General features: G+C 72.6%; 28 protein-coding genes and 1 pseudogene. 16 read left to right on the top strand and 13 right to left on the bottom strand.

Annotation, left to right across the window (positions count from 1 at the left end):
• Window positions 1-3: 3 nt before the first annotated feature.
• The 4 genes from DEU32_RS08745 to DEU32_RS08730 all read right to left on the bottom strand — a co-directional run bounded on the left by DEU32_RS08745 (window position 4) and on the right by DEU32_RS08730 (window position 3133).
• Window positions 4-423: a MarR family winged helix-turn-helix transcriptional regulator gene (locus DEU32_RS08745; protein ID WP_114850177.1), complete on the bottom strand. Its 420-nt coding sequence runs from the start codon at window positions 421-423 to the stop codon at window positions 4-6.
• Window positions 424-722: 299 nt separating this feature from the next.
• Window positions 723-1664, bottom strand: a complete 942-nt coding sequence (locus tag DEU32_RS08740) for an acetamidase/formamidase family protein (RefSeq protein ID WP_114850176.1) — start codon at window positions 1662-1664, stop codon at window positions 723-725.
• Between the two features lie 44 nt (window positions 1665-1708).
• Entirely contained in the window at window positions 1709-1978 is a 270-nt protein-coding gene (locus DEU32_RS08735) for a hypothetical protein (protein ID WP_114850175.1), read from the bottom strand.
• A 9-nt stretch (window positions 1979-1987) separates the two neighbouring features.
• A complete protein-coding gene (locus DEU32_RS08730) occupies window positions 1988-3133 on the bottom strand; it encodes an inorganic phosphate transporter (protein ID WP_114850174.1) in 1146 nt (381 codons plus the stop codon).
• An 87-nt stretch (window positions 3134-3220) separates the two neighbouring features.
• On the opposite strand from DEU32_RS08730, the gene DEU32_RS08725 reads away from it, so the two are divergent.
• The 3 genes from DEU32_RS08725 (at window position 3221) to DEU32_RS08715 (ending at window position 5627) form a co-directional block, all read left to right on the top strand.
• Window positions 3221-4090, top strand: a complete 870-nt coding sequence (locus DEU32_RS08725) for an alpha/beta hydrolase (RefSeq protein WP_114850173.1) — start codon at window positions 3221-3223, stop codon at window positions 4088-4090.
• Between the two features lie 85 nt (window positions 4091-4175).
• Window positions 4176-5225 carry a biotin/lipoate A/B protein ligase family protein gene (locus DEU32_RS08720; protein WP_114850172.1) on the top strand — a complete coding sequence of 350 codons (1050 nt, stop codon included), beginning with the start codon at window positions 4176-4178 and terminating at the stop codon, window positions 5223-5225.
• A 72-nt stretch (window positions 5226-5297) separates the two neighbouring features.
• Complete coding sequence (locus DEU32_RS08715; RefSeq protein WP_114850171.1) at window positions 5298-5627, top strand: hypothetical protein; 330 nt, start codon at window positions 5298-5300, stop codon at window positions 5625-5627.
• A 6-nt stretch (window positions 5628-5633) separates the two neighbouring features.
• Here the strand turns inward: DEU32_RS08715 and DEU32_RS08710 are convergent, their stop codons facing one another.
• Window positions 5634-5918 carry a GNAT family N-acetyltransferase gene (locus DEU32_RS08710; protein ID WP_114850170.1) on the bottom strand — a complete coding sequence of 95 codons (285 nt, stop codon included), beginning with the start codon at window positions 5916-5918 and terminating at the stop codon, window positions 5634-5636.
• Between the two features lie 116 nt (window positions 5919-6034).
• On the opposite strand from DEU32_RS08710, the gene DEU32_RS08705 reads away from it, so the two are divergent.
• Together DEU32_RS08705 and DEU32_RS08700 are read left to right on the top strand one after the other, a co-directional pair.
• The gene (locus DEU32_RS08705; protein ID WP_114850169.1) at window positions 6035-7390 is read left to right on the top strand and encodes a hypothetical protein; all 1356 of its coding nucleotides are present in this window, start codon (window positions 6035-6037) and stop codon (window positions 7388-7390) included.
• An 85-nt stretch (window positions 7391-7475) separates the two neighbouring features.
• Window positions 7476-8345 (top strand): site-specific DNA-methyltransferase, encoded by an 870-nt coding sequence (locus DEU32_RS08700; RefSeq protein WP_114850168.1) that lies wholly within the window; start codon window positions 7476-7478, stop codon window positions 8343-8345.
• 63 nt (window positions 8346-8408) lie between these two features.
• Here DEU32_RS08700 and DEU32_RS08695 read toward each other — a convergent pair whose 3' ends face one another.
• Entirely contained in the window at window positions 8409-10871 is a 2463-nt protein-coding gene (locus DEU32_RS08695; protein ID WP_114850167.1) for an MDR family MFS transporter, read from the bottom strand.
• A 201-nt stretch (window positions 10872-11072) separates the two neighbouring features.
• Window positions 11073-12692, bottom strand: coding sequence for a phosphoglucomutase (alpha-D-glucose-1,6-bisphosphate-dependent) (gene pgm, locus DEU32_RS08690; RefSeq protein ID WP_114850166.1), 1620 nt, complete (start codon window positions 12690-12692; stop codon window positions 11073-11075).
• A 103-nt stretch (window positions 12693-12795) separates the two neighbouring features.
• Here pgm and DEU32_RS17395 point away from each other — a divergent pair.
• From DEU32_RS17395 to DEU32_RS08670, 5 genes and pseudogenes are all read left to right on the top strand, one after another.
• Window positions 12796-13287, top strand: a pseudogene (locus DEU32_RS17395) (DUF6177 family protein); the annotation flags it as partial.
• A 116-nt stretch (window positions 13288-13403) separates the two neighbouring features.
• Window positions 13404-13613 carry an RNase A-like domain-containing protein gene (locus tag DEU32_RS17510; protein ID WP_229666966.1) on the top strand — a complete coding sequence of 70 codons (210 nt, stop codon included), beginning with the start codon at window positions 13404-13406 and terminating at the stop codon, window positions 13611-13613.
• Window positions 13610-13933, top strand: a complete 324-nt coding sequence (locus DEU32_RS08680; protein WP_114850164.1) for a contact-dependent growth inhibition system immunity protein — start codon at window positions 13610-13612, stop codon at window positions 13931-13933. The genes DEU32_RS17510 and DEU32_RS08680 overlap by 4 nt, the downstream gene beginning before the upstream one ends.
• Window positions 13934-14483: 550 nt before the next feature.
• Entirely contained in the window at window positions 14484-15077 is a 594-nt protein-coding gene (locus DEU32_RS08675) for a contact-dependent growth inhibition system immunity protein (protein WP_147281430.1), read from the top strand.
• Window positions 15078-15121: 44 nt separating this feature from the next.
• Window positions 15122-15481 carry a contact-dependent growth inhibition system immunity protein gene (locus DEU32_RS08670; protein ID WP_147281429.1) on the top strand — a complete coding sequence of 120 codons (360 nt, stop codon included), beginning with the start codon at window positions 15122-15124 and terminating at the stop codon, window positions 15479-15481.
• A gap of 99 nt (window positions 15482-15580) precedes the next feature.
• Here the strand turns inward: DEU32_RS08670 and DEU32_RS08665 are convergent, their stop codons facing one another.
• The 6 genes from DEU32_RS08665 to DEU32_RS08640 all read right to left on the bottom strand — a co-directional run bounded on the left by DEU32_RS08665 (window position 15581) and on the right by DEU32_RS08640 (window position 20321).
• Window positions 15581-15826 carry a hypothetical protein gene (locus DEU32_RS08665; protein ID WP_114850161.1) on the bottom strand — a complete coding sequence of 82 codons (246 nt, stop codon included), beginning with the start codon at window positions 15824-15826 and terminating at the stop codon, window positions 15581-15583.
• 159 nt (window positions 15827-15985) lie between these two features.
• Complete coding sequence (locus tag DEU32_RS08660; protein WP_114850160.1) at window positions 15986-16648, bottom strand: methyltransferase domain-containing protein; 663 nt, start codon at window positions 16646-16648, stop codon at window positions 15986-15988.
• Entirely contained in the window at window positions 16645-17292 is a 648-nt protein-coding gene (locus tag DEU32_RS08655; protein ID WP_114850159.1) for a DUF2064 domain-containing protein, read from the bottom strand. The genes DEU32_RS08660 and DEU32_RS08655 overlap by 4 nt, the downstream gene beginning before the upstream one ends.
• On the bottom strand, window positions 17289-18155 hold the full coding sequence (locus DEU32_RS08650) for a glycosyltransferase family 2 protein (RefSeq protein WP_309473785.1): 867 nt from the start codon (window positions 18153-18155) through the stop codon (window positions 17289-17291). Before DEU32_RS08650 ends, DEU32_RS08655 begins: the two co-directional genes overlap by 4 nt.
• 220 nt (window positions 18156-18375) lie before the next feature.
• On the bottom strand, window positions 18376-19446 hold the full coding sequence (locus DEU32_RS08645) for an NAD(P)-dependent oxidoreductase (RefSeq protein WP_058740577.1): 1071 nt from the start codon (window positions 19444-19446) through the stop codon (window positions 18376-18378).
• Window positions 19443-20321, bottom strand: a complete 879-nt coding sequence (locus DEU32_RS08640) for an MTAP family purine nucleoside phosphorylase (protein ID WP_229666964.1) — start codon at window positions 20319-20321, stop codon at window positions 19443-19445. The genes DEU32_RS08645 and DEU32_RS08640 overlap by 4 nt, the downstream gene beginning before the upstream one ends.
• 115 nt (window positions 20322-20436) lie before the next feature.
• On the opposite strand from DEU32_RS08640, the gene DEU32_RS08635 reads away from it, so the two are divergent.
• From DEU32_RS08635 to DEU32_RS08610, 6 genes are all read left to right on the top strand, one after another.
• Complete coding sequence (locus DEU32_RS08635; RefSeq protein WP_258554824.1) at window positions 20437-21711, top strand: molybdopterin molybdotransferase MoeA; 1275 nt, start codon at window positions 20437-20439, stop codon at window positions 21709-21711.
• Window positions 21708-22196: a cyclic pyranopterin monophosphate synthase MoaC gene (gene moaC / locus DEU32_RS08630; RefSeq protein ID WP_058740575.1), complete on the top strand. Its 489-nt coding sequence runs from the start codon at window positions 21708-21710 to the stop codon at window positions 22194-22196. The genes DEU32_RS08635 and moaC overlap by 4 nt, the downstream gene beginning before the upstream one ends.
• A complete protein-coding gene (locus DEU32_RS17505; RefSeq protein ID WP_114850158.1) occupies window positions 22193-22705 on the top strand; it encodes a molybdopterin-binding protein in 513 nt (170 codons plus the stop codon). The genes moaC and DEU32_RS17505 overlap by 4 nt, the downstream gene beginning before the upstream one ends.
• Window positions 22702-23178 (top strand): molybdenum cofactor biosynthesis protein MoaE, encoded by a 477-nt coding sequence (locus tag DEU32_RS17500; RefSeq protein WP_180225657.1) that lies wholly within the window; start codon window positions 22702-22704, stop codon window positions 23176-23178. The genes DEU32_RS17505 and DEU32_RS17500 overlap by 4 nt, the downstream gene beginning before the upstream one ends.
• 96 nt (window positions 23179-23274) lie before the next feature.
• Window positions 23275-23673 carry a PLD nuclease N-terminal domain-containing protein gene (locus DEU32_RS08615; protein ID WP_114850157.1) on the top strand — a complete coding sequence of 133 codons (399 nt, stop codon included), beginning with the start codon at window positions 23275-23277 and terminating at the stop codon, window positions 23671-23673.
• A gap of 132 nt (window positions 23674-23805) precedes the next feature.
• Window positions 23806-25653 carry an ABC-F family ATP-binding cassette domain-containing protein gene (locus tag DEU32_RS08610; RefSeq protein ID WP_114850156.1) on the top strand — a complete coding sequence of 616 codons (1848 nt, stop codon included), beginning with the start codon at window positions 23806-23808 and terminating at the stop codon, window positions 25651-25653.
• Window positions 25654-25918 lie beyond the last annotated feature (265 nt).

Genomic DNA, 25918 nt, shown 5'->3' with positions numbered 1-25918 from the left:
CGGTCACTGCTGGGCCAGCCTCCTCATGACGTCGGTGGCGGCGGCCAGGGTGCGGCGTTCGTCGAGGGTGAGTGCGCCGAGCCTCGGCGTGAGCCAGTCGTCGCGGCGGCGTCGGGTCTCCTCCACGAAGGCGGACCCCGCCGGGGTGGCCGAGAGCAGCACCTTGCGGCGGTCGTCGCCGTGGCCGCACTTCGACACGAGGCCCCGTTCGACGAGCGCAGCGACGGACTTCGTCATCGACGGGGGTGTCACCCCGTCCTGGCGGCTCAGCTCGGCGAGGGTCATCGCGCCCTCGCGGTGCAGCCGGGCGAGTGCGGAGAAGTGCGCGTCCGGCATGCTCGCGTCGGCCTTCTGCGCGCGGAGCGTCCGCGACAGCCGGTTCACGGCGATGCGAAGGTCGGTGGCGAGGGAGGAATCGGGCACGGCCGTTAGCCTACCTCATTAGTTCAGCGAACGAACTGGTTGCCCCGAGGTCGATCCGCGCGTGGGATGCCGTTCCGCCCGTCGGAGGACGAATCGCGCATCGGACGTCGGAACTTCTGCCACCCAACGCGCGGATCGATCTCCCATGACAGGCGCGATGGGCTCGAATCGCCGGACTGGAGGCACGGGTCGGGTGCGCGGGTCCGCCGACCTGACCCGCGCCTCCCGTCCGACCGTGTGGTGACGGACGCGCCGACAGCGCGCGTCGGACGCGCCGTCAGCGCTTGTCGGGCGCGCCGTCAGTGAGCGTCCGGACCGGTGATCGCGTCGTGGGGGAGCAGGGCGTGCACCCCCCAGGTGCGGTCCGCGACCTGGGTCACCCGCAAGCTCACGGCGACGCTCGCCATCGCGAGCGCCTGGGCGCGGGAGATGTCGTACAGCCCGGCGATCCAGTCGACCATCCCGTCGAGCGCCGTCGTCGTCGCGGCGTTCAGGTCCGCGTCGAACCCGAAGGTGATCCGTCCAGCAGGGGTGTCCGCGTGGATGCCGGCGACCGGGACCTCGTCGACGAGCGACAGCGTCATCGTGGTCGTCATCCCGCACTCGACCGCGGTACCGGACACCTCGCCGTCGCCCTGCGCGGCGTGGCCGTCGCCGACGGACAGCATCGCGTCCGGCACGGTGACCGGCAGGAACAGCGTCGACCCGGCGACGAGCTCGCGGCAGTCGACGTTGCCGCCGCCGAGGGGCCGCGGCGGGATCGTGGAGTGCTCCCCGGTCGCTTCCGGCGGGAGCCCCACGACGCCGAGGAACGGCGCCGTGCGGACGCCGAGCCCCAGCTGGTTGCGCGCGGTGCCCGCGGCGGCGTCGACGTCCCAGAGCAGGGGACCGCGGGACGCCGGGTCCGCGAGCCCGAGCGCTCGGTTCAGTTCCGTGTCGATCCCACCGGACCCGGTGTAGCCCCAGTCGTCCGGCACGAGTGCGTCGAACCGCACGGCCAGGACCTGTCCGGGGCGGGCGCCCGTCACCGCGATCGGGCCGACCAGGCAGTGCCCGCGCCGCGCGTCGAGCAGGGTCGGTGCATCGGCGCCGGGCGACGCGGGGCGCCTCGTGTACCCGGCGGCGCTCAGCGTCCGGACGGTGACGGTGTCGCCGTCCACGGCGCGGAGCACGGGGGCGCGCTCGGCGGTGAGGACGTCGACGGCGGTGTCGAGCGAGGCATCGAGGCGGTGGGAGGTCACCGGACGATCCTCCCAGCCGCCCCGCCCCAGTGGACTCAGCGGGCTCAGTGGAACTGCGGGATCGTCAGCCAGATCCCGTAGAGGACGGCAGCGGCGCACACCGCGAAGCAGACCACGGCGCCGGCGAGGGCGGCCGGTGGCGTGTGCCCGGACCGCGGGGTCTCGTCGCGGTACTCGGTGCGCTCGCCGGCGGCGTCGACGGGCTGCCCGGTCCCGAGCAGTCGCAGGCCGAGCGTGTAGACGAGCACGACGCCGACCGCGGCGACGAACCCGACGCCGGCGACGATCCCGATGCTGCTGAAGTCGATGGACACGGTCGCTCCCTAGGCCGACACCGAGGCGGAAGCGGGTTCCGTCGGCTGCTCGTCGTTGACGGTGTCCTTCGTGATCGGCTTCCGCCGCGCGAGGAAGAAGAAGCCGAGGCCCCCGACCAGGGCGAGCACCGCGACGACCACCAGGCCGATCGTGCTCGTCGAGGCCACCAGGGTCGCCAGGGCACCGACGACCGCGGCGGCGGGGAGCGTGATCACCCACGCCACGACGATCCGGCCGACCACCGACCAGTGCACGTCGGCGAGCTTCTTGCCGAGGCCGGAGCCGATGACCGAGCCGCTCGTGACGTGCGTCGTCGAGAGCGCGAACCCGAGGTGCGACGACACCAGGATCGTCGCCGCGGAGCTCGTCTCGGCAGCGAAGCCCTGCGGGGACTGCACGTCGGAGATCTTCTTGCCGACCGTGCGCATGATCCGCCAGCCGCCCGTGTAGGTGCCGAGACCGATCGCCAACCCGCACGCCAGGATCACCCAGAGCGCCGGACCGGTGCCGGACGGCTGGTAGTTCGCGGCGATCAGGGTCAGCGTGATGACGCCCATCGTCTTCTGCGCATCGTTCGTGCCGTGCGCGAGCGACACCAGCGACGCCGAGATCGTCTGCCCGTGCCGGAAGCCCGTGGCGGCGCCGTGCGTGGTCGCGTTCTTCGTGAGCGTGTACGCCAGGTACGTCGCGACGAGGGCGATCACGCCCGCGATCACGGGCGACAGGAGCGCCGGCAGCACGACCTTCGACACGACGGTGGCCCAGTCGACCGAGTGCAGCCCGGCACCGATGATCGACGCGCCGATGAGCCCGCCGAACAGGGCGTGCGTCGACGACGACGGCAGCCCGAAGTACCAGGTGGCGAGGTTCCAGAGCACCGCGCCGACGAGTCCCGCGAAGATCATGGTCGGGCTGATCTGGATGCCGTCCTGGCCCTCGCGGATGATGCCCTGCGAGACCGTCTTCGCGACCTCGGTGGACAGGAAGGCGCCGACCACGTTCAGGACGGCGGAGATGAGCACGGCGGTCCGGGGCTTCAGGGCTCCGGTGGCGACCGAGGTGGCCATGGCGTTCGCGGTGTCGTGGAAGCCGTTCGTGAAGTCGAACACGAGGGCCACCACGATCACCAGCACGACGGTGACGAGGACGTCCATGGCGGTGACGGTAGGCCCGCCGGGGACCCGCTGCGTGAACGCCGGGTGAACACGCTCGGGGTGCGCGCTGTCTGCGAGGATGCACCCGTGCCGACCTTCTCCGCAGCCCGGGGCGACGCCTCGTTCACCGACGCGCACGGCGTCGAGATCGTCTACTCCACGTGGCGTGCGGGACGGCCGCGGGGCATCGTGCAGATCGCGCACGGCGTCGGCGAGCACTCGCTCCGGTACGAGGCGCTCGCGCAGGACCTCGTCCGCGCCGGGTGGACCGTGCACGCGAACGACCACCGCGGGCACGGCCGCACGGGCCTGGGGCAGTGGGACGGCGACCACGCACAGCTCGGCCGGCTCGGACCCGGTGGGCTGCGGGCCGCGATCGCCGCGGTCGAGCAGATGACCGCGGTCGCGCGCGAGCAGGACCCCGGTCTGCCGCTCGTGCTGCTCGGGCACTCGTGGGGCTCGCTCATGGCGCAGCGGATCGTGAACACCTCGTCCGCCGCGTACGACGGGGTGGTGCTCTCCGCCACGGCGTACCGCCTGCCCGGCTGGATGAACAGCGGCGACCTGAACGCCCGGCACGCGGGCTCCGGCCCGACGCGCTACGAGTGGATCAGCCGCGACCGGGCGATCATCGAGGCGATCGCGGCGGACCCGCTCGCGGTCGAGGCGGACGTGCTGCAGCTCTTCGGCCTCCGCGACACCCTCCGGCTGCTCGGGGTCCCGCGGCGCCGCATCCCGCACGACCTGCCGGTGCTGCTGCAGGTCGGGTCCGAGGACACGCTCGGCGGCCCCCGCTCCGTCGAGCGGCTCGCGCAGGCGTACCGCCGCCGCGGCGGACTGTCGGACGTGCAGGTGCACGTCTACGAGGGGGCGCGGCACGAGGTCTACAACGAGACGAACCGGGACGAGGTGGTCGCCGACCTGGTCGCGTGGCTCGACCGGCACGTGGGTCGCTGACGCGACGCCGATGACGGACGGGAGGATCGCGGCGGGGCCCGCCACGATCCTCCAGTCCGACTCGTGGCGGGCGTAGGCTCGACCCGTGCACGGTGAGTACAAGGTCCCCGGAGGCAAGCTGGTCGTCGTCGACCTCGAGGTCGTCGACGGGAGCATCCAGGAGTTCCGCCTGGCGGGCGACTTCTTCCTCGAACCCGACGACGCCCTCCCGTTGATCGACCAGGCCGTGAGCGGCCTGCCCGCGACCACCGACGCGGCCGGCATCGCCGCCGCGGTCCGCGGCGCGCTGCCCGAGGACGCCGTCCTGCTCGGCTTCACGCCCGAGTCCGTGGGTGTGGCCGTCCGACGCGCGCTCTCACGGGCCTCGACGTGGCAGGAGTACGACTGGGAGATCGTCCACGAGGGACCGATCAGCCCGAACGAGCACCTCGCGCTCGACCAGGTCCTGACCGAGGAGGTCGGCGCCGGACGCCGCGGCCCGACCCTGCGCATCTGGGAGTGGGACCAGCCCGCGGTCGTGATCGGGTCGTTCCAGTCCCTGAAGAACGAGGTCGACCCCGCCGGCGCCGAGAAGTACGGCGTGCAGGTCGTCCGACGGATCTCCGGCGGCGGGGCGATGTTCATGGACGCCGGCGCGATCATCTCGTACTCGCTCTACGTCCCGACCGACCTCGTGCAGGGCATGACCTTCGCGGATTCGTACGCCTACCTGGACGAGTGGGTGATCGAGGCGCTGAAGTCGCTCGGCATCGAGGCGTACTACCAGCCGCTCAACGACATCACCTCGACGAAGGGCAAGATCGGCGGGGCGGCGCAGAAGCGCCTCGGCACCGGTGCGCTGCTCCACCACGCCACGATGAGCTACGACATGGACGGCCAGAAGATGGTCGAGGTCCTGCGGATCGGGCGCGAGAAGATGAGCGACAAGGGCACGACCTCGGCGGCGAAGCGGGTCGACCCGCTTCGCTCGCAGACCGGGCTGACGCGCGCCGAGATCATCGACCGGTTGATCGGCACCTTCACGAAGCTGTACGGGGCGCACGAGGGACACGTGACCGAGGCCGAGCGGGCCCGGGCGCAGGAGCTCGTGCGCACGAAGTTCGACACGCGGGAGTGGCTCGAGCGGGTCCCCTGATCGTCCGTCCAATCCACGGGATCATCCGCGCGGCGGAGGTGTCACCCGCCCGGCTGACGTACCGTCGGGCACGTGAACTGGTTGATCCTCATGGGGGCGGTGGCCGCAGCGGTCGTCGTGATGTGGATCGCCGATCGCCTGGGGTGGATCGACCTGTCGAACAAGGCCACTCGCTCGGGCGGATCCGGCGGCGTCATCTCGATGATGGACGAGGTCTTCGCGCCGACACGGCACGAGTCCCAGGCCGAGTACGAACGGCAGTCACGCCTGCCCCGGGAAGCCCCGACGCCGGCCAACGACGACCACGACCTGCTCAGCGGCAGCGTGCTCATCAAGGTCCCCGCGGTCGGGGACACCGGACGGCACGAGGCCCGTCCGGGCACGCTCGACCGCAGCTACTGACCCCGACTAGCGGGTCGTCAGCTCTTGGTAGTCCGGGTGCCGCTCGATCCAGGCCTTGACGTAGCTGCACAGCGGGACGACCCGTCGTGTGCCCTCGCGCACGTCGTCCAGCGCGTGCTGGACGAGGATCGACGCGTGACCACCACCTCGGTGTGCCGGGTCGACCTCGGTGTGGGTGAAGCGGATCTCGTCGCCCTCCACCTCGTACGCGGCGAACCCGATCACCTCGCCGTCCTCGACCAGGGAGTACTGCTGCGCGTCGGTGTCGTTCCGGACCTCGGGTGATGCCATGCGGGCGACGCTACGCCCCGGCCCTGACCACGTTCCGGCTGCGGTCCCGCGCAGTGCTCCCGCCGATCCCCGAACGCGGGGCTGTGACCGCTCCCGGAACGCACTACTGTCACCTCGTGCACGACCAGACACCGCCCCTGCGCTTCCGGACCCCGCCCGGGTGGCCCACGCCCTCGCCCGAGTGGGTCGAGCTCTTCCAGGGCGCCGAACCCACCGCCGGGTGGAGCCCCGCCGCGGACGTGCCCCCGGCCCCGGCGCGCTGGACGTTCTGGGTGCCGACCCGGGCGCTGCGCCGTCGCGTGCCCCGGTCCGCGCTGGTGCTGCTGTCCGTGGGCGCCGCGGTGACCGTCGCGTCGTTCGTCGTCGCCGTCGTCCTCTGGGCGCTCGGCCTGCCCGCGGTCTTCGCACTCCCGACCCTGGTTGCCGGTGCCGCCCTGTGGGTGGTCGGTGTCGTCCGCTACGGCGACCGCATCAGCGAGGCCGTGGCCGAGGTCCGTGCATGGTCAGCCGCCCGCCGCGCCGGGGAGCTGCCGCCGCGGGTCGCGCAGACACACCCCGACGTGGCGCCGGACGAGGCGCTCGCTGCCTGGGACGCGGACGCCTGGACCGTTCCGTCTGCTCGTCCCTTCCACGAGGGCACACCCTCTCGGGCGATCCCGCGGGCGCAGCACGTGCTCGCCGGTGTCACCGCGGGCGTCGCGGCGCTCGTGCTGCTCGGCGGTGCCGTCGTCGCCGCGGTCCCCGCCGTCGACTCCGTCGGGCAGGAGCTGTCCGCCGCGTCCAGCACGGACGGCAGCGGCCCGTCCGCGGACGACCCGTCGGGCGGGGACGATGCCCCGCAGCCCGGCTGGGCGTCCGACGACGGCAGCATCAAGACGTACTGGCTGGCCGCCGACGACGAGTGGGAGGCCACCTGCGACATGACCCCGGGCACCACCACCTGCGACCCGTGGGAGATCACGAGCGACCACAGCTGCACGGCGATCGTCACGGTCGGGTTCTTCGCCTCGGCGGACGACGACCAGCCGAGCCGCATCGAGGAGCGCACGGTCACCCTGACGAAGGGCGTCCCGCTGGTCCTGGTCGAGAACTACGACGAAGAAGCCTCGGACATCGGCGACGTGACCTGTGCGACCGGCGACGAGACCGACGGCGACCGCGTGACGGCGACCCAGCACGAGGACACGACGGTGGCCGACGCCGACGTGCCCGCCGGGTGCGACGAGGAGGACTGCGTGGCGTTCGCCGTCACGCCCTCCGCGGACTGCGCCGCCGCAGCCGTGCAGTTCACCGTCGACGCCGCGGTCGGGTCCCTGACGAAGCCGCACGACGTCGCCGTCGTCACCCCGCTGCACGCCGGGAAGGTCACCGACGTGTTCGTCGGGGGGACGGAGCACGCAGCCGACGTGCACGCCGGCGCGGTGACGTGCCGGACGGCCTCCGACCAGCCGGGGTACGCCGCGAACTCCTGACCGGCGCGGGCACCGACGCTCGGCGCCGCCGCCGAGCGCCGACCCACGGCATCGGCGCCCGCCTCGGGTCGGGGAGGATGGTCCGGTGCGCACCATCGACGACCGCAGCCCCGACCTGGTCGTGCTCGGCGAGAACCTCGACGTCACGCCGACCCTGCCCGACGGGGCGTTCACGGTCGTCTACCTCGACCCGCCGTTCAACACCGGCCGGAAGCAGCGTCGGCACGCCGTGACCGCCGTGCAGCGGGACACCGGATCACCGTCCACGATCACGGGCTTCCGGGGTCGCACGTACGAGCGGGTCCGCGGCGACCTGATGCGCTTCGACGACCGGTTCGAGGACTACTGGTCGTTCCTCGAGCCGCGGTTGCTCGAGGCCTGGCGCCTGCTCGCGGACGACGGCACCCTCTACCTGCACCTCGACTACCGCGAGGCCCACTACGCCAAGGTCCTGCTCGACGCGCTGTTCGGCCGCGACGCGTTCCTCAACGAGATCATCTGGGCGTACGACTTCGGCGCGAAGTCCCGGTCGCGCTGGCCGACCAAGCACGACACGATCCTGGTCTACGTGAAGGACCCCGAGCGGTACTGGTTCGACTCCGAGGCCGTCGACCGCGAGCCGTACATGGCGCCGGGACTCGTCACCCCGGAGAAGCGCGAGCGCGGGAAGCTCCCGACGGACGTCTGGTGGCACACGATCGTGTCGCCGACCGGGAGCGAGAAGACCGGCTACCCGACGCAGAAGCCCGAGGGGGTGCTCCGCCGGATGGTGCAGGCGTCCTCACGAGAGGGCGACTGGGTCCTCGACTCCTTCGCCGGCAGCGGCACGCTCGGCGCCGTCGCCCACGCGCTCGGTCGGCGCTTCGTCCTGGTCGACCACAACCCGGTCGCGGTCGACGTCATGCGCCGGCGACTGCCCGGTGCGTCGGTGGAGCAGCAGGGCACCGAGGGCTGACGACCGAGGGGCGGGTCCGACGCCGTCGCGTCGCACCCGCCCCTCGTGCCGTCCCCTGGACCGCTACGCCGAGTGGCGTCCGTGGGTCGGGTGCGGTCCCGTCTGCGGTTCCGCCGGGGCGGTCGGACGGGAGGCGCGGCTCGCGTCCGCCTCGTCGGTCCCGGCCGCCGCGTGGGCCGGGTGGGTGCGGATGGTCCCCGTGGTGGCGGCCGGCTCGTCGACCGGGGCCGCCGCGGCGTGCGCACCGTGCGTCGTCGCGTCCGGCAGCGGTGCACGCGTGTCGGTCGCCCGGTCCGCGACCGCGGTGGCCGTCCCGCCGGTCGCCCCCGCTCCGACGGCCGAGGTGGCGCTCCGGGGCTGCGGGCTCGCCGCGACGTCCGGCGACACGGGCACGGTCCGCATCGAACCGGTGTCCGGGGACACGAGCGAGCCCGTGTTCGCGGCCGCGCGCTGGGCGTCGGCGGACAGCTGGTCGGTGCCGTTCCCGCCGGCGGCGCCCTTGGCGGCGTTCGCCTGCTCCTGCAGGGCGGACACCTTGCGGAGCGGCGGGACGCGGAAGAACCAGGTCAGGACGAACGCGAGCAGGATGACCGCGAGGCCGACCCAGTAGACGACGACGGCCGAGCTGCTGAACCCGACGAGGAACGGACGGGTGAGCCGCGGGTCGGCGCCGTTCAGGAACGAGGTGTCGCTCGTGGCCGATCCGGCTCCCGAGCTCGCCGCCGTGTCGCCCTTCTTCAGCTGGTCGACGAGTTTCGGGGCGACCTCGTCCACCACGGCGCTGCGCTGGTCGGCGTTGCTGTAGTCGACCTGGACCGTGCCGTCGACGACCTCGGCGTTCGCCTTGGACGCGACCGTCTCGAGCGCCTGCTGCTCGGCCTGCGGCTTCGCGGCCGCGACCTGCTGGGCGATGACGCTGTCGGCGGCCGATGCGGGTAGGGCGCCGGCGGCGACCTGCTGCTGGACGGCCGCGGTGACCTTCTGCGTGACCGCCTGGTCCGCTGCCTGCTTGGCCGCGGCGGCCCCCTTGTCGAGCCCGCTCTGGACGTTCTGCTGGACCGGGCGGACGATCTTCGACCAGATCTGGTCCATCACGCCCTTGTTCTCGGAGGCGTTCGCCACGGACGGCGTGAGGGCGGCGGTCAGGGCCGGCTTGAGCGTCGACTCGTTCTGCATCGCGCCGGTGATGTTCGTCGGCATCAGCGTGAACAGGACGGACAGGAGCACCGCGGTGCCCATGGTGCCGCCGATCTGCCGGAAGAACGTCGCCGCGCTCGTCGCGACACCGATGTCCCGGGGGCTCACCGAGTTCTGCGCCGCCAGGGTCAGCGTCTGCATGAGCTGCCCGAGGCCCAGCCCGATGCCGAACATGCCGAGCATGAGGAACCAGAGCGGACGGTCTGCGGTCAGGAAGGTGAGGACCGTGAAGCCGATCGCGGTGAACGCCGTGCCGGTGACCGGGAACACCTGGTACTTGCCGGTGCGCGAGATGATCTGGCCGGAGGCGATCGACGCGATCATCAGGCCGAGGACCATCGGGAGCATGGCGAAGCCGGACTCCGTCGGGGTCACGCCCTTCACGATCTGCAGGTACAGCGGGATGGTCAGCATCGCGCCGAACATGCCGAAGCCGACGAGCACGCTCAGCACCGCCGCCATCGAGAACACCCGCGAGCCGAAGAGCTTGAGGGGCAGGATCGCGTCGTCGCCCATCGAGCGCTCGACGATCACGAACGCGATGAGCCCGAGCGCGCCGATGGCGTAGCAGGCGATGGCGCCGGGGGAGTCCCAGCCCCACTCGCGGCCCTGCTCGGCGATGAGCAGCAGCGGGACGAGGGTGACGATGACGAGCATCGCGCCCCACCAGTCGATGCGGGGCTTGCCGCGGTCGCCGAACTTCGGCAGGTGCAGGAACGTCAGCACCATGACGAGCGCGACGATCCCCACGGGCACGTTGATCAGGAAGACCCAGCGCCAGCCGTTGATGAACAGGATCTGCGAGGCCCCGGCGAACAGACCGCCCACGAGCGGGCCGATGACGGACGAGATCCCGAACACCGCCAGGAAGTAGCCCTGGTACTTCGCACGCTCGCGCGGGGCGAGCATGTCGCCCATGATCGCGAGGGGCAGCGACATCAGGCCACCGGCACCCAGGCCCTGCAGTGCGCGGAACCCGGCGAGCATGAGCATCGAGGTCGAGAACGACGCGGCGAGCGACCCGACGATGAAGATGCCGATCGCGGTGAGGAACAGCGGTCGGCGGCCGAAGATGTCGGAGAGCTTGCCGTAGATCGGGGTCGTCACGGTCGAGGCGATGAGGTACCCCGTCGTGACCCACGCCTGCTGGTCGAGCCCGTGCAGGTCGTCGCCGATCGTGCGGATGGCCGTGCCGACGATGGTCTGGTCGAGGGCACCGAGGAACATGCCGGCCATCAGTCCGTAGATGACGAGCAGGATCTGCCGGTGGTTCATCACGGCGTTCGAGGACGTCGTGGGAGCCGCAGGTGCGGTCGCTGTCTGGGTCATGTGCTTCGGGTCTCCCGTGCTGGTGCGTGCGCGACCGTCCCGGTGATCGAAGGTTGCGCTCGCTGCAAAAATACAACCGGCGCAACCCAGTTGTTCCCACCGACGGCGTTCCTGTGGACATCGGCAGGGTGGTTGCGGGATGTGGAGGAGGCGCCGTCGGACGGATCCGACGACGCCTCCCGGGGGACCAGCGGGCTGGGACTACGCCCCGAGCGCCGCGTCCACGATCTCCTTGGCCTCGCGCTGCACCTGCTCCAGGTGCTCCTGCCCGACGAAGCTCTCGGCGTAGATCTTGTAGACGTCCTCGGTGCCGGACGGGCGCGCGGCGAACCACGCCCGGTCGGTGACCACCTTCACGCCGCCGACCGCCGCGTCGTTGCCCGGGGCCTTCGACAGCTTCGCGGTGATCGGGTCGCCCGCCAGGGTGTCGGCCGTGATGGCGTCCCCGTCGAGCTTCGACAGGCGGGCCTTCTGCTCCTTGCTGGCCGCGGCGTCGACGCGCTGGTACACGGGCGCGCCGAACCGCTCGGTCAGCTCCGTGTAGAGCTGCGAGGGCGTCTTGCCCGTCACGGCGATGATCTCCGACGCGAGCAGCGCCAGGATGATGCCGTCCTTGTCGGTCGTCCACGCGGTGCCGTCCTTGCGCAGGAACGACGCCCCGGCGGACTCCTCGCCACCGAACGCCACCGAGCCGTCGATCAGACCCGGGACGAACCACTTGAAGCCGACCGGGACCTCCCACAGGCGCCGACCCAGCGACTCGGCGACCCGGTCGATGATGCTCGACGACACCAGGGTCTTGCCGATCGCCGCGTCGTCACGCCACTCGGGCCGGTGCGCGTACAGGTACTCGATCGCGACGGCGAGGTAGTGGTTCGGGTTCATCAGGCCGCCGTCGGGCGTGACGATGCCGTGGCGGTCGGAGTCGGCGTCGTTGCCGGTCAGGACGTCGAACTCGTCCTTGCGGGCCACCACGGACGCCATGGCGCTCGCGCTCGACGGGTCCATCCGGATCTTGCCGTCCCAGTCGAGCGTCATGAACGCCCACCGGGGGTCGACCTCAGGGTTCACGACGGTCAGGTCGAGCCCGTAGTGGTCGCGGATGCGCTCCCAGTACGGCAGCGAGGCGCCGCCGAGCGGGTCCGCGCCGATCCGCACCCCGGCGCGCTTGATCGCGTCGATGTCGATGATGTGCTCGAGGTCGGCGACGTACGAGCCGAGGTAGTCGTAGCCCTCCGCCGTGGTCGCGTCCTGCCGTCGCACCTCGGCGTTGCCGCCGGCGATGATCGCGTTCGCGCGGTCGGCGATCCAGGACGTCGCGTCGCTGTCGGCCGGGCCACCGTGCGGCGGGTTGTACTTGAAGCCGCCGTCGCGGGGCGGGTTGTGGCTCGGCGTGATGACGATGCCGTCCGCGGTGTCGGTGTTGCCCGCCCGGTTGTACGCGATGATCGCGTGGCTCAGCGCGGGCGTCGGGACGAAGCCGTCCTGGGCGTCGGCGAGGACCCGGACGCCGTTCGCGGCGAGCACCTGCAGCGCGGTCTGCTCGGCGGGGGCGGACAGGGCGTGCGTGTCGCGGCCGATGAAGAGCGGCCCGTCGGTGCCCTGCTGCGTCCGGTACTCGACGATCGCCTGCGTGATGGCGGCGATGTGGGTGTCGTTGAACGCGGTGTCGAGCGAGGAGCCCCGGTGACCCGAGGTGCCGAAGACCACCTTCTGCTCGGGGATCGACACGTCCGGGACGCGCTCGTGGTAGGCCGCCAGGAGGGCGTCGAGGTCGACGAGGTCGTCTGCGGTCGCGGGGGTGCCGGCGCGGTCGTTCATGTCCCCATCCTGGCACCAGCCCGATGGAGGTGTCCGAGGGTGACGGCGGGCTGCGTAGGCTGATCGCGGGACCACGGACCGTGGCCCGACGGGGGAGAGCACGATGACGATCGTCCGCGCGGACGCCGCGTTCGCGGCTCGGCTGGGACACCGCGGGGAACGCGTCGTCGAGACCCCACCGGGCGCAGTGCTGTCGTGGCCCGCGCTCCACCTGCTCGCGGAGCACGGGTGGCGGTGGCGGCCGGCGGCGGCGGCAGCGGGGGACGCGGGCGCGCCGGTCGGTGACCTCCTCCACGTCGACCTGACGGTCGAGCACGCTCCGTCGCCGCGCACCCTGCTCGGGCCCGCGTCGGAACGCTTCCTCGCGGCCCTCGGCCGACGACCGTCGTGGTCGCGGTACGAGGGCGACGCGCCGCTCACCCCGGCGGCCCTGACCGAGGTCGCTGAACGTCGTTCCCCCGCGCCGACGACGTTCGTCGTCGGCGGTGCCGACCGGGGCGTCGGCGGGCTGCTCGTCGTCGAGCGCGGCCCGCGGTCGGTGTTCGAGACCCTCCGTGTCGTGGTCACGGTCGAAGACCTGCGCGGCCTGCGTGACGGACTGCAGGCGGGCCTCCGGTCGGCGGGTCTGGGTCGCCACCCGCAGTCCGAGCTGACGTCGACCGGCTGGTCGCGAACAACCTGGACTTCAACCACGGTGCAATCCAGGAGTGGTTGCGCTCGGACCAGGGAACGGGCAAGCCGACATCGACCGAAGGATTCGACTGGCCGGCGGATCGCGTCGTGGGCCGCGGATACGAACCAGGTCGGGTCCCGCCGATGAACGACGACACCGTGGTTCGCGTCGTGCTTCGCTGGACCCCGGGCGGCGAGCCGCCGTACCGGGTCATCACCAGCTATCCGAAGGCGACGGTGGAGAAGTGAACGACGTCGAGCGACGGGCACTCATCGCAGAGGTCCCGCACGTCCGGAATCTCCTCGGAGCCGTGTTCAACTACGACTGGGACCTGGATCACGAGGACGCTGAGGCCGCCTACGCGTCGGTGTTCGACGATCTCGGTGCCGAAGCACGAGCCGAGTACGAGCGTGAGGCGCAGGTTCTCGCGCGGAAGCTGACGTCTGCGACCGAAGTCCAGGAGTTCCTGAACCTCGTCGGATCCGGGCTCGCACCCAGTCTGCACCTCGGGGTGCCGCTCGCTGACTGGCCGCGGTCCCTGGTCCGTAGGATCCAGCAGTCGAAGTGAGCCATGACGGCCCCGGACTTCGCCGCGCGGTGCATCCGTTGTTCCTCCGTCGTCGCTCTGACGTCGTACCCGATCGGGGAGATGGGATGACGGGGAGCGACGACTGCGTCAACGAGCGGGGCAGTCGCGAGCGGAGAGCGTTGCGCACACATGACAGGAGACACACCTCGACCACGACTGGGAGCTCGACCATGCCGACGTCGAAGCGGCGTACGCCGACGCGTTCGACGGTCTCACCGCCGACGCTCGCAATGACTGGGCCGAGCAGGCCAAGGTCCTGCAGAAGGAACTGTCCGGTGATCACGCAGTGCGGAAGTTCCTGCGGTACGTCGGAACCGGGCTGTCGCCCGAACGCAACCTGGGGCTGTCGCCGAAACGCTGGCTGGACACGCTCGTCGAGCGTCTGGAACGCACTCGACGGGCGTCCTCGGGGACCGACCTCACCTCGCTCCGGACGTCGGCATCCATGCCCATGCCTCCTTGCCCGCAGACGGCTGATCCCGGCAGCGACGAAGACCCACACCACTCCACCACGAAGAAGGAGCACATCGTGCCGCACAGCGTCAGGACCGGGACCTCGGTGTTCACCGGCGGGACCGACGAGGCCGACCGGATCGTCGCGGACGCCCTCGATGCCAACCACCTGCGCATCCGCGCATGGGTCGCCGACGACTGCCCCAAGCCGCTCCGGGTCTTCGCGGCCCCAGGCGGTGTCACGGGGCGTGGGATGCCGTTCGGCACGATCCATGACCTCGATGCCGTGCGCGTGGTCCTGACCGCGGCGCCGGACCGGCCGGCGGGCTACACGATCCTGACAGCGTACCCGGCGCCGGCCAGCATCACGGCGACGAACTTCCCCGCGTTCGACGACTTCGTCGGTGCCTACTTCCACCAAGACTGGGCCGACGCACCGTACGGGGGACCGGACGCGCTGGAGCACTTCCTGGCGATCAGCTCACCCGACGAGCAGCGCGCGCTGTTGACCAACGTGCGTGACCTCGACGAGGCGCTGCCCGACGCGGCGGCGCTCGGCGGGCGGCTGGTCGAACTGGACTGCAACTACGTGCCCGAGGACGACGGGCTGGACGACCGCGCTTGGCTGCGGAAGGTGGCAGACCGCATCGAGCAGGAGCTCGCCGCCTGACCGGGAGTGGCTCGCCCGTTCCCCTCCTCCGAGGTCGACACCTCGTGCCCGACGACGTGAGCCCAGTAGACCTCGTGGACCTCGAATCGCTGACGAAGCAGTACCCACACTCCTGGACCCTGATGGGTGCGTACTGCACCGTCGACTGGCGCGACGAGTACGAGACGGCGGAGCGCCTCTACGATGACGCGTTCGGACGGATGAACCGCGGCGAGCTCGAGGAGATCGACGCCGAACTCGGCGGTATCGCCGCCGAGTACCCGACCGACGACGCGATCGAGCGGCTGCTCGACACGATCGGCACCGGCCTCGACCCGTCGCTCGACACCGGGCGGACCCCGGTGCAGTGGCTCGGGGACCTGCGGCGACACGTGCGAGGGCTCATCGATGCCCGTGACGCCTGAGCGCCTGCGAGAGCTCGGCGCACTCCCCAGCAGCGTGTTGATCCCGCACCGGGCTGACCCCTCCCGCGGGCTGCGGAGCGGGAAGGGTCCGCTTCGCACTCAGGCGGTGCGGAAGGACCCCGTGGCCGTGCGCAGCGAGCCGGTGACGGTCCGGTTCGAGCTCGTCGCGGTGCCCGGGCGTCGGGACTGCACGTCCACGAAGCGGCCGAGCGTGCGGCCGGCTCCGGTGCCGGTGTAGCTGCCGATCGGACGCCAGGCGGCCTCGACCGCGTAGGCGCCGAGCTCGTCGCGGGTCTCGAGGCCGGAGACGTACGCGCCGCCGAGGGGGTTCTGTCGGTTCTGCACGGGTGCTCCTCGTCGTCGTGCCGAGGCTCGTGCGCCGCCAGGTCCGACGGTCACGACGCCGTCGGCTGGTACCCAGACCCTACGCCCGTGTGTTGCACGATGCAAGACAACACGACGCAAGACAACACGACGCAAGACAACACGACGCAAGATCAGGGATCAGGCGACGAGCTCGCAGAACGTCCGGCCCTCGGCGGTCCAGCTCTGGCGCGGCCGCAGCCCGGCGGCCTCCGCGTGCTCGAGGAGCGCCTCGATGCCGACCTCGGCCCACGGGAAGGCCGCGCTGCGGTTCCCGTCCGTGTCCACCACGTGCGCCGTGAACGCGCGGTCAGCGGCCGGGTCCGCGTGCGCTTCGACGACCACCCGGCCGCCGTCGCGCACGATCGCGGCACAGCGGGCGAGCAGTGCGACGGGGTCCCCGCCGATGCCGATGTTCCCGTCGATGACGAGTGCGGTGTCCCAGCGCCCCTCGCTCGGGATCGGGTCGAAGACCGAGCCCTGCACCGCGGTGCCGCCGGAGCGTCGGGCGATCGCGACGGCCTCGGCCGAGACGTCGACGCCGAGCGCCGGGATGCCCAGGGTCCGTGCGGCGACGAGCATCCGCCCGGGGCCGCAGCCGATGTCGATCACGGGGCCGTCCGCACCGTCGAGCAGCGACCGGTCCACCCGGTCGGCGGCGGCGTTCCAGCGGCCGACGTCCATCGTGACGGTGACGTCCGGGCGCTCGGGGTCCGTGAGCCGGATGCTGCCGTCGGTGCGCAGGGCCCGGGCGTACGGCTCGCCGCCGCCGGCCCCGAAGGTCACGGTGTCGTGCATCGTCATCGGGTACCTCCGCACTCGGCGAGTTCGGTCAGGGTCTCGTCGCGCAGGGCCGCGGCGAACCGGGAGTCGGGCACGAGCGCGGCGACGCGGTCGGCGTCCGGCACGGTGTCCACGTCGAGCAGGGTCTCGAGCAGGCCCACGTCGAGCCCCGCGTCGGCCAGTCGCGACCGCTGCACGGCGCCGGTGTCGTCCTGCGACATCGGCACACCGCGGAGCAGGGCTCCGTCCGGCTCGCGCAGGTACAGCGACCAGAAGCCGCCGTCCTCGGCCGGACCGAACCACGCGTCCCGGCCGGGGTCGTCGAACACGGGGGACAGGTCCGCCGCCGAGGCCTGCGGGGTGTCCATCCCGACCAGGAGCGTCGGACCGCTCATCGCGTCGAACATCGCCCCGAGTCGCTCGTCCAGGCCGCCGCCGATCTGCGGCAGGACCTCGAAGTCGTCGGTGCCGTCCGGCAGCACGACGCCGTCGTAGAGCAGCACCCGACGCGAAGCGGGCAGCGCACGCACCGTCGCGATCGTGTCGGCGAGCGAGGCCGCGGCGACGCGCGCGGCGCCCTCGGGAGTCAGGGCCGGCGTCAGCCGGGTCTTCACCTTGCCGGGAAGGCACTCCTTGGCCACGACGACCACGGTGACGTCGGTCATGAGCGTGCTCCCTCGGTGGCGGTGGCGGTGGCGGTGGCGGTGGATGCAGTGGACCCGGCCGTCCGCCGGAGGGGACCGGGTGCGACGGTCCGGGGGCGTGCCTCCCGGCCGTACTCGCGCAGCAGGCGCGACATGTCGCGGACCGCGTTGACGGTGCCCCGCAGCGTGCCGGTGACCTTGCTGTCGCCCACGCGCTGCGCGTAGCCGATGTCGGACTCGTCGACGCGCCAGCCGGCCGCGTGCGCGGCCAGGACCATCTCGAGCGGGTAGCCGCTGCGGCGGTCCTGCAGGTCGAGCGCGACCAGGTCGGCGCGGCGCATGACGCGCATCGGGCCGAGGTCGCGGAGGCGGTACCCGGTCGCGCGGCGCATCAGGACGGCGAGCACGCGGTTCGCGAACCGGGCGTGCGGTGCCCACGCGCCGCGCGTGGTGGGGACGCGTCGGCCGAGGGCGAGGTCGGTGCGGCCGTCCGCGACGCGGGCGACGAGGGCGGGCAGCTCGCCGGGGTCCATCGAGGCGTCGGCGTCGCAGAAGGCGACGTACTCGGCGGTCGCGGCGGCGACACCGGCGGCGCACGCGGAGCCGAAGCCCTTGACCGGTTCGGTGACGACGGTCGCGCCGTGCGCGCGGGCGACGTCGGCGGAGCCGTCCGTCGAGCCGTTGTCGACGACGATCGCCCGGTAGCCCGGCGGCAGCGCGCCGATCACGCGCGGGAGCGCGTCGGCCTCGTCCAGGCAGGGCAGGATCACGTCGACGTCCATGCCGCCCATTCGGTGCGGGACGCCGGATCGACGGGTCGGGGCGTCCGCCGCGCGCGTCGCGTCCTCGGCGGGGTCGGGGGCGTCGGTCGGCTCGGGGTGCATGCCCTCGACGTAACACGATGCAACGTCGCGGGGTACAGGATCCGTGTCCCCCGGGCGTGGCGGTGCGCGTGTTGCGGCTGTCGCGGCACGCGTTCGGGGGACGGCCTGGTGGCCGGGCTGGGCGGGGCGGGGCCGAGTCTCGGTGCGGCGGACACGACTCGCGGTCCGCGACCCGGGTCTCGTCCGCTGGGCCGAGTCTCGGGTCGCGGCCCGGTGCGGGTCAGCGGACGGCGGCGCGGAGCGGGGCGGTCGCGAAGTCGCGCATGCCCTGCTCGAAGTCGACCTGCGCGTGCCAGCCGAGCTCGGCGCGGATGCGCTCCGAGGACGCCGTCACGTGCCGGACGTCACCGAGCCGGTACTCGCCCGTGACGACGGGCTGCGGGCCGTCCGGTCCGGCGATCGCGGACGCCATGTCGCCGATCGTGTGCACGACGCCGGAGCCGACGTTGTACGCGCGGAACGTCTCGGCGGGCAGGTCGGCGGTCGCGGCGATCGAGGCCGCGTTCGCCCCGGCGACGTCGTCCACGTGCACGAAGTCCCGTCGCTGGCGGCCGTCCTCGAAGACGCGGGGTGCTTCGCCCCGGGCGAGCGCCGAGCGGAACAGGGACGCGACGCCGGCGTACGGGGTGTTCGAGGGCATGCCGGGGCCGTAGACGTTGTGGTACCGCAGGGCGATCGCGGTCCCACCGGTGGCGCGGGCCCAGCTCGAGGCCAGGTGCTCCTGCGCGACCTTGGTCTGCGCGTAGACGTTCCGCGGGTCGAGCGCCGCCGACTCGTCGATCAGGCCGGGGACGAGGGGTCGTCCGTCGGGGCCGATCGGGTCGAACCGCCCGGCGTCCAGGTCCTCGCGGCGCCGGGCCGGCGGACGGGTCGGCTCGCCGTCGGCGGTCTCGTACGCGCCCTCGCCGTAGACGACCATCGAGCTCGCGACGACGAGCCGCCCGATGCCGTGGCGGTCCATGCCGGCAAGGACGTGCGCGGTCCCGGCGTCGTTCGAGGACACGTAGTCGGGGGCGTCCTGGAAGTCGACGCCGAGCCCCACCTTGGCGGCCTGGTGGCAGACGACGTCGACGCCGTCGAGCGCGGCCTCCAGGGCGGCCCGGTCGCGGACGTCGCCGTGCACGAACGCGGTGCCCTGCTGTTCGTGGGCGCGGACGACCTCGGCGGGGTCGCCGTGCACGTCGTCACGGAGGGAGTCGAGCACGCGGACCTCGTACCCCTCGGCGAGGGCGCGGCGGACGATCGCGGAGCCGATGAAGCCCGCGCCGCCGGTGACGAGCAGGCGGGTCACCGCTCGCTCCCGCGGGACAGGACGCTGACGCTGGCGGCGGCGGGGACGAGCTCGCGCGGGGTGTAGTCGTCCGGCAGCGCGCCGACGATGTCGCCGATGGCGCGGACGATCACCTCGTTCGCCCGGGCCAGGCGCTCCATCACGGCGGCGTGCGTGACGGGGGCCTCCGTGTCTGCTGCGGGTCGGCCGGCCGTCTCGTCCGCTGCCGGGGCCAGGCCGGCGTCGGCGTCGGTGACGAACGACAGGTTCACGGTGCCGATGCCGAGCTCGGCGGCGAGCGGGACCTCGGGCGTCATGGTCATGTTGATCGTGTGGCCGCCGGCCTCGCGCAGCCAGACGGACTCCGCGCGGGTCGAGAAGCGCGGCCCCTGGATCACGACGCAGGTGCCGGTCGGCCGGAAGGGCACGTCGAGGGCGGACACCGCGTCGATCGCCGCGCGCCGGAGCACGGGGTCGAAGGGGTCGGCGAAGGACAGGTGCTGCACTTGGTCCTCGAAGAAGGTGTCGGCGCGGCCCCAGGTGCGGTCGATGAGCTGGTCCGTCACGACGAAGGTGCCGGGCGCGTAGTCCGGGTGCAGGCCGCCGACCGCGCTCGAGGACACGATCGCGCGGACGCCGAGCGAGCGCAGCGCCCACAGGTTCGCGCGGTGGTTGATCAGGTGCGGGGCGACCGAGTGCTCGCGGCCGTGCCGGGTGAGGAACGCCACGCGCTTGCCCGACATCGTGCCGACGGTGATCGGGCTGGAGGTCGCGCCGAACGGGGTCTCGACGACGAGCTCGTCGGCCGTGCCCTCCTCGAAGAGCCGGTACAGGCCGGAGCCGCCGATCACCCCGATGCGTGCGGTCGTTCCGTCCACAGGTGCGGTCGTGCTCACGTCGTCCTCCACAGGTCCTGGTGATGTCCTCGGCGCGCGGTGCGCCCTGGATACGCTATCGACGGCCCACCGGCAGCAGCCGAGTGCTCGGGCCCACACGAGTTCGGAGGCACGCGTGCGATCGATCGGTCAGCACCGCCAGGCGGTCGCGACGCTGCTCGCGCCGGTCCTCGGCGGCCTCGGGTCGGAGCGCCGGGCGCTGACGGCGCTCGCGACCGCGTCGGACGCCGGGCGCGGGTACCGCGTGCTCGCCGCGGCCGTGCACGCCCCGGTGCCGCTGCCGACCTTCGAAAACAGCCAGATGGACGGCTTCGCGGTCCGGGCCGCCGACGCCGGTGCGGTGGTACGCGTCGTCGACCCGATCCCGGCAGGCCTCGTCCCCGCGCCGCTCGACCCCGGCACCGCCGCGCCGGTGATGACCGGGGCGCGCATCCCGGACGGCGCGGACGCGGTCGTCCGGGTCGAGTCCGTCCCGCCGGGGGCCTTCCCGGCGGCCATGGCGCTCGACGTGCTCACGGTCCCGGTCGACACCACGGTGGGCACGTTCGTCCGGACCGTCGGGAGCGACGTCGCAGCCGGTGCCGAGCTCGCACCCGCGGGCGCCCCGGTGACGCCGGCGCTCCTCGGGGCGCTCGCCGCGGCGAGCATCGACGCCGTGGACGTCGTGCGGCCCCTGCGTGTGCTCGTCGTGTCGACGGGCAGCGAGCTGCGGGACGACACGACGGACCCCGGTGCCGGCGCGGGTGCCGATGCCGGTGCCGACGCCGCAGCGACGATCGGGGACGCGAACGGTGTCGCGCTGCAGGCCGCCCTGGCCGAGGTCGGCGCCCGGTCCCACACGGTCCGCCTGCGCGACGACCCGGACCGCTTCGTCGACGCCCTCGGCGAGGCGGTCGGCGACCCCGGGGTGGACGGTGCCGACCTCGTGCTCACCACCGGCGGCATCAGCGCGGGTGCGTACGAGGTCGTCCGGCAGGCCCTCGAGCCGCTCGGCCTCGCCGTCACCCCGGTCGCGGTGCAGCCCGGCGGCCCCCAGGCGCTCGGCACCGTCGCGCTCGGCGGACGTCCGGTCCCGGTCGTGGCGTTCCCGGGCAACCCGGTCTCCGCGCTCGTGTCGTTCGAGCTGTTCCTCCGCCCGGTGCTCGCCCCACTCGTCGGCGCGCCCGACCGTGCCGCCGCCGAGCTCCCCGCTGCCGAGGGCACGACCTCGCCCCCGACGAAGCACCAGGTCCGTCGCGGCCGGGTGCAGGACGGCCGGGTCTGGTTCGTCGGCGGGCCGAGCTCGCACCTGCTCGGGCACCTCGCCGCGGCCACCCACCTCGTCCACGTCCCGGTCGGCACCGACACCGTCGCGCCGGGCGACCCCCTGACCGTCTGGAGCCTGCGATGACCACTGCGCCCGACCAGCCCGACCTCTCCCACGTCCGGGCCGACGGCTCCGCGCACATGGTGGACGTCTCCGAGAAGGACGTCACCGACCGCTCGGCGACGGCGACCGCGACCCTCGTGACGCGCGCGGACGTCGTCGACCGGATCCTCGACGGGTCGCTGCCGAAGGGCGAGGTCATCGGCACCGCCCGGATCGCCGCGATCATGGCCGTCAAGAAGACCTCGGACCTCGTGCCCCTCTGCCACCCCCTGCCGATCGCCGGGGTGCAGGTCGACATCACGGGCGACGGGGACCGCGTCCGGATCGAGGTGTCCGTGCGCACGACCTCGCGCACCGGCGTCGAGATGGAAGCGCTGACGGGGGCGAGCGTCGCTGCGCTGACCGTGTACGACATGGTGAAGGCCGTCGACCGCGCGGCCGTGATCACGGAGGTGCGGGTGCTCGAGAAGCGCGGCGGACGCTCCGGCGACTGGAGCAACCGATGACCACCGAACCGACCAGGGGGCGCGCCGGCGTGGTCGTCGTCTCGACCTCCGCCGCGACGGACTCCGCCCTCGACCGCACCGGACCGGTCATCGCGGGATGGCTGCGCGAGCGCGGCTTCACCGTGGCCGAGCCGACGATCGTGCCGGACGGCGGCCCGATCGCCGAGACGGTGTCCGCGGAGCTGCTCGCCGATGCCCGGCTCGTCGTCACGACCGGCGGCACGGGCGTCACACCGACCGACCGCACGCCCGAGGCCGTGGCGCCCCTCGTCGACCTCGAGCTGCCCGGCATCACCGAGGAGATCCGTCGCCGCGGGCTCGCCGGCGCCGGCCCGACGGCGCTCCTGACCCGGGGTGTCGCTGGGATCGCCGGTGGCCGTTCCCTGGTCGTCACGCTGCCCGGATCGCGCGGCGGGGTCGCCGACGGACTCGCGGTGCTCGACGGGGTGCTCGACCACGTGCTCGCCCAGCTGCACGGCGAAGGACACGCACGACGGAGCGCGTCGTGAGCGCCGAGCAGCCCGGCGGGCAGGCCGCCGACCGGGGCGCCGGGACCTCCGCAGACCGCGTCGTCCTCGCCGACGTCGTCGACCGAGTCGTCACCGTGGACGAGGTCTCCGCGGCCGTCGCGACCGACCAGGACGGCGCCGTGGTGACCTTCGCCGGGATCGTCCGCGACCACGACGGCGGCAAGGGCGTCACCGCGCTCGACTACGAGCGGCACCCGAGCGCGGCCGAGGTCATCGCCGAGGTCGCCCGCACCATCGCCGACGAGCACCCCGAGGTCCGCATCGCCGTCCTGCACCGCGTCGGCGCGCTCGGCATCGGGGACGTGGCGCTCGCCGCCGCCGTGGCCTCACCGCACCGCGGGGTGGCCTTCACCGCGTGCGGCGCCCTCGTCGACCTGGTCAAGGAGCGGACGCCGATCTGGAAGCACCAGCGGTTCACCGACGGCAGCGACGAGTGGGTTGCCGCACTCTGACCTGTACGGCCCCGCAGGAGACCGACGCGGGATCGTGATCGCGGCACCCGTCCTGGGCGTGGTCGGGCACTCGGCTGGTCCATAGACTCCCGAGACATGAGCGTGCTGCTGTACGGAGCCGGGGTCGTCCTGCTCGTGTTCGCCCTGATCGACATCATCACGCGGGGCGAGGACCAGGTCCGCGGTCTGCCGAAGTTCGCGTGGATCCTGATCTGCATCTTCCTGCCCGTCGTCGGCAGCATCGTGTGGTTCGCCGTCGGCCACGACTGGAGTGCGAACGACCGGAACCACGGCCGGTACCTCGAGCCGAACCGCCACGAGGACCAGTACGCGAGCCTCGGGCACGCCCGCGCTGCCCACGGGGACGCGCGCGTGACCGGTACGGAGCAGGAGCTCGCCGCGCTCGAGCGGGAGATCGAGTACTGGGAAGCCCAGGCGCGACTGCGCCGGGCCAAGGAGGCAGCCGGCGAGGGCGAGCCGACCCCGGGGAGCTGACCCGCGCCTCCAGGCCGACGGCGCGCGACCAGCCGCACCGAACCACGTTCCCGACGTCGAACCGGCCACCGCGGCTGGTTCGACATCGCATGCCTGGTTCGGCTCGTCACCCGCGCCGCCTACCCTTGTCGGGTGGCTCATCTCCTCGGCGCCGAGAACGTGCATCTCGAGTTCCCCACCCGTGTCGTCTTCGACAGCGTCACCCTCGGCCTCGACGAGGGCGACCGCATCGGCGTCGTCGGCCGGAACGGCGACGGCAAGTCGACGCTGCTCGCGCTGCTCGCGCAGCGTCTGGAGCCCGACGCCGGCCGGGTCACGCACCGCCGCGGGCTGACGATCGGGTACCTCGACCAGCGCGACGTGCTCCCGGCCGGAGCCACGGTCGGCGCGACCGTGGTCGGCGACCTCGCGGAGCACGAGTGGGCGGGCGACCCGAAGATCCGCGACGTCATCGGCGGCCTCGTGTCGGACATCCCGTGGGAGGCCGTCGTCGACGACCTGTCCGGAGGCCAGCGTCGACGGATCGCCCTCGCGAAGCTCCTGGTGGGCGACTGGGACGTGCTGTTCCTCGACGAGCCGACGAACCACCTCGACGTCGAGGGCATCCAGTGGCTCGCCGACCACATCAACCGGCGCTGGTCGTCGAACCAGGGCGGGCTCGTGGTGGTGACGCACGACCGGTGGTTCCTCGATGCCGTGTCCACCGACACGTGGGAGGTGCACGACGGCGTCGTCGAGCCCTTCGAGGGCGGTTACGCCGCGTACATCCTGCAGCGCGTGGAGCGCGACCGGCAGGCCGCCGCGTCCGAGCAGCGCCGGCAGAACCTCGCCCGGAAGGAGCTCGCCTGGCTCCGCCGCGGGGCCCCGGCCCGCACGAGCAAGCCGAAGTTCCGCATCGACGCGGCCAACGCGCTCATCGACGACGTCCCGCCCATCCGCGACACCGTCGCCCTGGCGCAGACGGCGACCGCGCGGCTCGGCAAGGACGTCGTCGACCTGCTCGACGTCGGCGTCTCGTTCGGCGACGACGTGATCCTGCGGGACGTCGAGTGGCGGATCGCGCCGGGGGAGCGGACCGGCATCCTCGGGCCGAACGGCGCGGGCAAGTCCACGCTGCTGAACCTGGTGTCCGGCGCGCTCCAGCCCACCGTCGGCCGGGTGAAGACCGGCAAGACCGTGCAGGTCGCGGTGCTCGACCAGCAGCTCGCTGACCTCGCGCAGTTCGCCGACGACCGGGTGCGCGAGGTCGTCGCCCGCAAGAAGACGAGCTACGTCGCGGACGGCAAGGAGATGACGCCGTCGCAGCTGCTCGAGCGCCTCGGCTTCACGTCGGAGCAGCTCTCCACGCCGGTTCGCGATCTCAGTGGCGGGCAGAAGCGGCGGCTGCAGCTCATGCTCATCCTGCTCGACGAGCCGAACGTGCTGATCCTCGACGAGCCCACGAACGACCTCGACACCGACATGCTCGCCGCGATGGAGGACCTGCTCGACACCTGGCCGGGCACCCTGCTCGTCGTGTCGCACGACCGGTACCTGCTCGAGCGCGTCACCGACCAGCAGTACGCGGTGCTCGGCGGGCACCTCCGGCACCTGCCGGGTGGGGTCGACGAGTACATGCGGTTGCGCGCGTCGGGTTCGGTCCCGCAGACGGCGTCGGCGGCTGCCGCCGCATCAGCCGGGAGGCCCGACACGGCCCCGGCGGGCGGGTCCGGTCCCGGGGCGGTCGCGTCCGGTGCCCCTGCTGCGCCCGGCCTGTCCGGTGCGGACCGGCGCGCTGCCGAGAAGGAGATGTCGGCCCTCGACCGCAAGATCGCGAAGGCGGGGCAGGACCGGCAGAAGCTGCTCGACGCGTTCGCGGCACACGACCAGTCCGACTACGCGGGACTCGGAGCGCTGCAGACGCAGCTCGGCGCCCTCGAGGCCGAGGTCGAGCAGCTGGAGGAGCGCTGGCTCGAGGTCGCCGAGGCGCTCGGGGTGTAGGGGTGCCGGGGTCCGGTCGGCGCTACCGGGTCGTCCGTCGGTGTTGTCCATCCGTCCGTCGGTGTTGTCTGTCCGTCCGTCGGTGTTGTCTGTCCGTCGGTGCTGTCCGTCCGTCGGTGTTGTCTGTCCGTCGGTGGAGAAGACGACGTCGGGTCGTCGCGGGCGGTTTTAGGGGGTGGTTGCAACACCTTGAGTTCGAGGTGGTGGCGTGGGGTGTTTCTTCGCGAGCAGCAGCAGGTGTTCTGGTCGGCGATCCGGTCGGGTG

Origin of the sequence: Curtobacterium sp. AG1037, assembly GCF_003349855.1 — a bacterium.
Lineage (GTDB): Bacteria > Actinomycetota > Actinomycetes > Actinomycetales > Microbacteriaceae > Curtobacterium > Curtobacterium citreum.
This window is presented reverse-complemented; position numbering and strand designations above follow the sequence as displayed.

What these genes read in the sequence shown, in the direction of transcription:
- DEU32_RS08730 (WP_114850174.1), bottom strand. Translation starts at nt 3,133, where the DNA reads ATGGACGTCCTCGTCACCGTCGTGCTGGTGATCGTGGTGGCCCTCGTG.
- DEU32_RS08710 (WP_114850170.1), bottom strand. Translation starts at nt 5,918, where the DNA reads ATGGCATCACCCGAGGTCCGGAACGACACCGACGCGCAGCAGTACTCC.
- DEU32_RS08655 (WP_114850159.1), bottom strand. Translation starts at nt 17,292, where the DNA reads ATGACCGACGTCACCGTGGTCGTCGTGGCCAAGGAGTGCCTTCCCGGC.
- DEU32_RS08660 (WP_114850160.1), bottom strand. Translation starts at nt 16,648, where the DNA reads ATGACGATGCACGACACCGTGACCTTCGGGGCCGGCGGCGGCGAGCCG.
- DEU32_RS08650 (WP_309473785.1), bottom strand. Translation starts at nt 18,155, where the DNA reads ATGCACCCCGAGCCGACCGACGCCCCCGACCCCGCCGAGGACGCGACG.
- DEU32_RS08695 (WP_114850167.1), bottom strand. Translation starts at nt 10,871, where the DNA reads ATGACCCAGACAGCGACCGCACCTGCGGCTCCCACGACGTCCTCGAAC.
- moaC (WP_058740575.1), top strand. Translation starts at nt 21,708, where the DNA reads ATGACCACTGCGCCCGACCAGCCCGACCTCTCCCACGTCCGGGCCGAC.
- pgm (WP_114850166.1), bottom strand. Translation starts at nt 12,692, where the DNA reads ATGAACGACCGCGCCGGCACCCCCGCGACCGCAGACGACCTCGTCGAC.
- DEU32_RS08615 (WP_114850157.1), top strand. Translation starts at nt 23,275, where the DNA reads ATGAGCGTGCTGCTGTACGGAGCCGGGGTCGTCCTGCTCGTGTTCGCC.
- DEU32_RS17505 (WP_114850158.1), top strand. Translation starts at nt 22,193, where the DNA reads ATGACCACCGAACCGACCAGGGGGCGCGCCGGCGTGGTCGTCGTCTCG.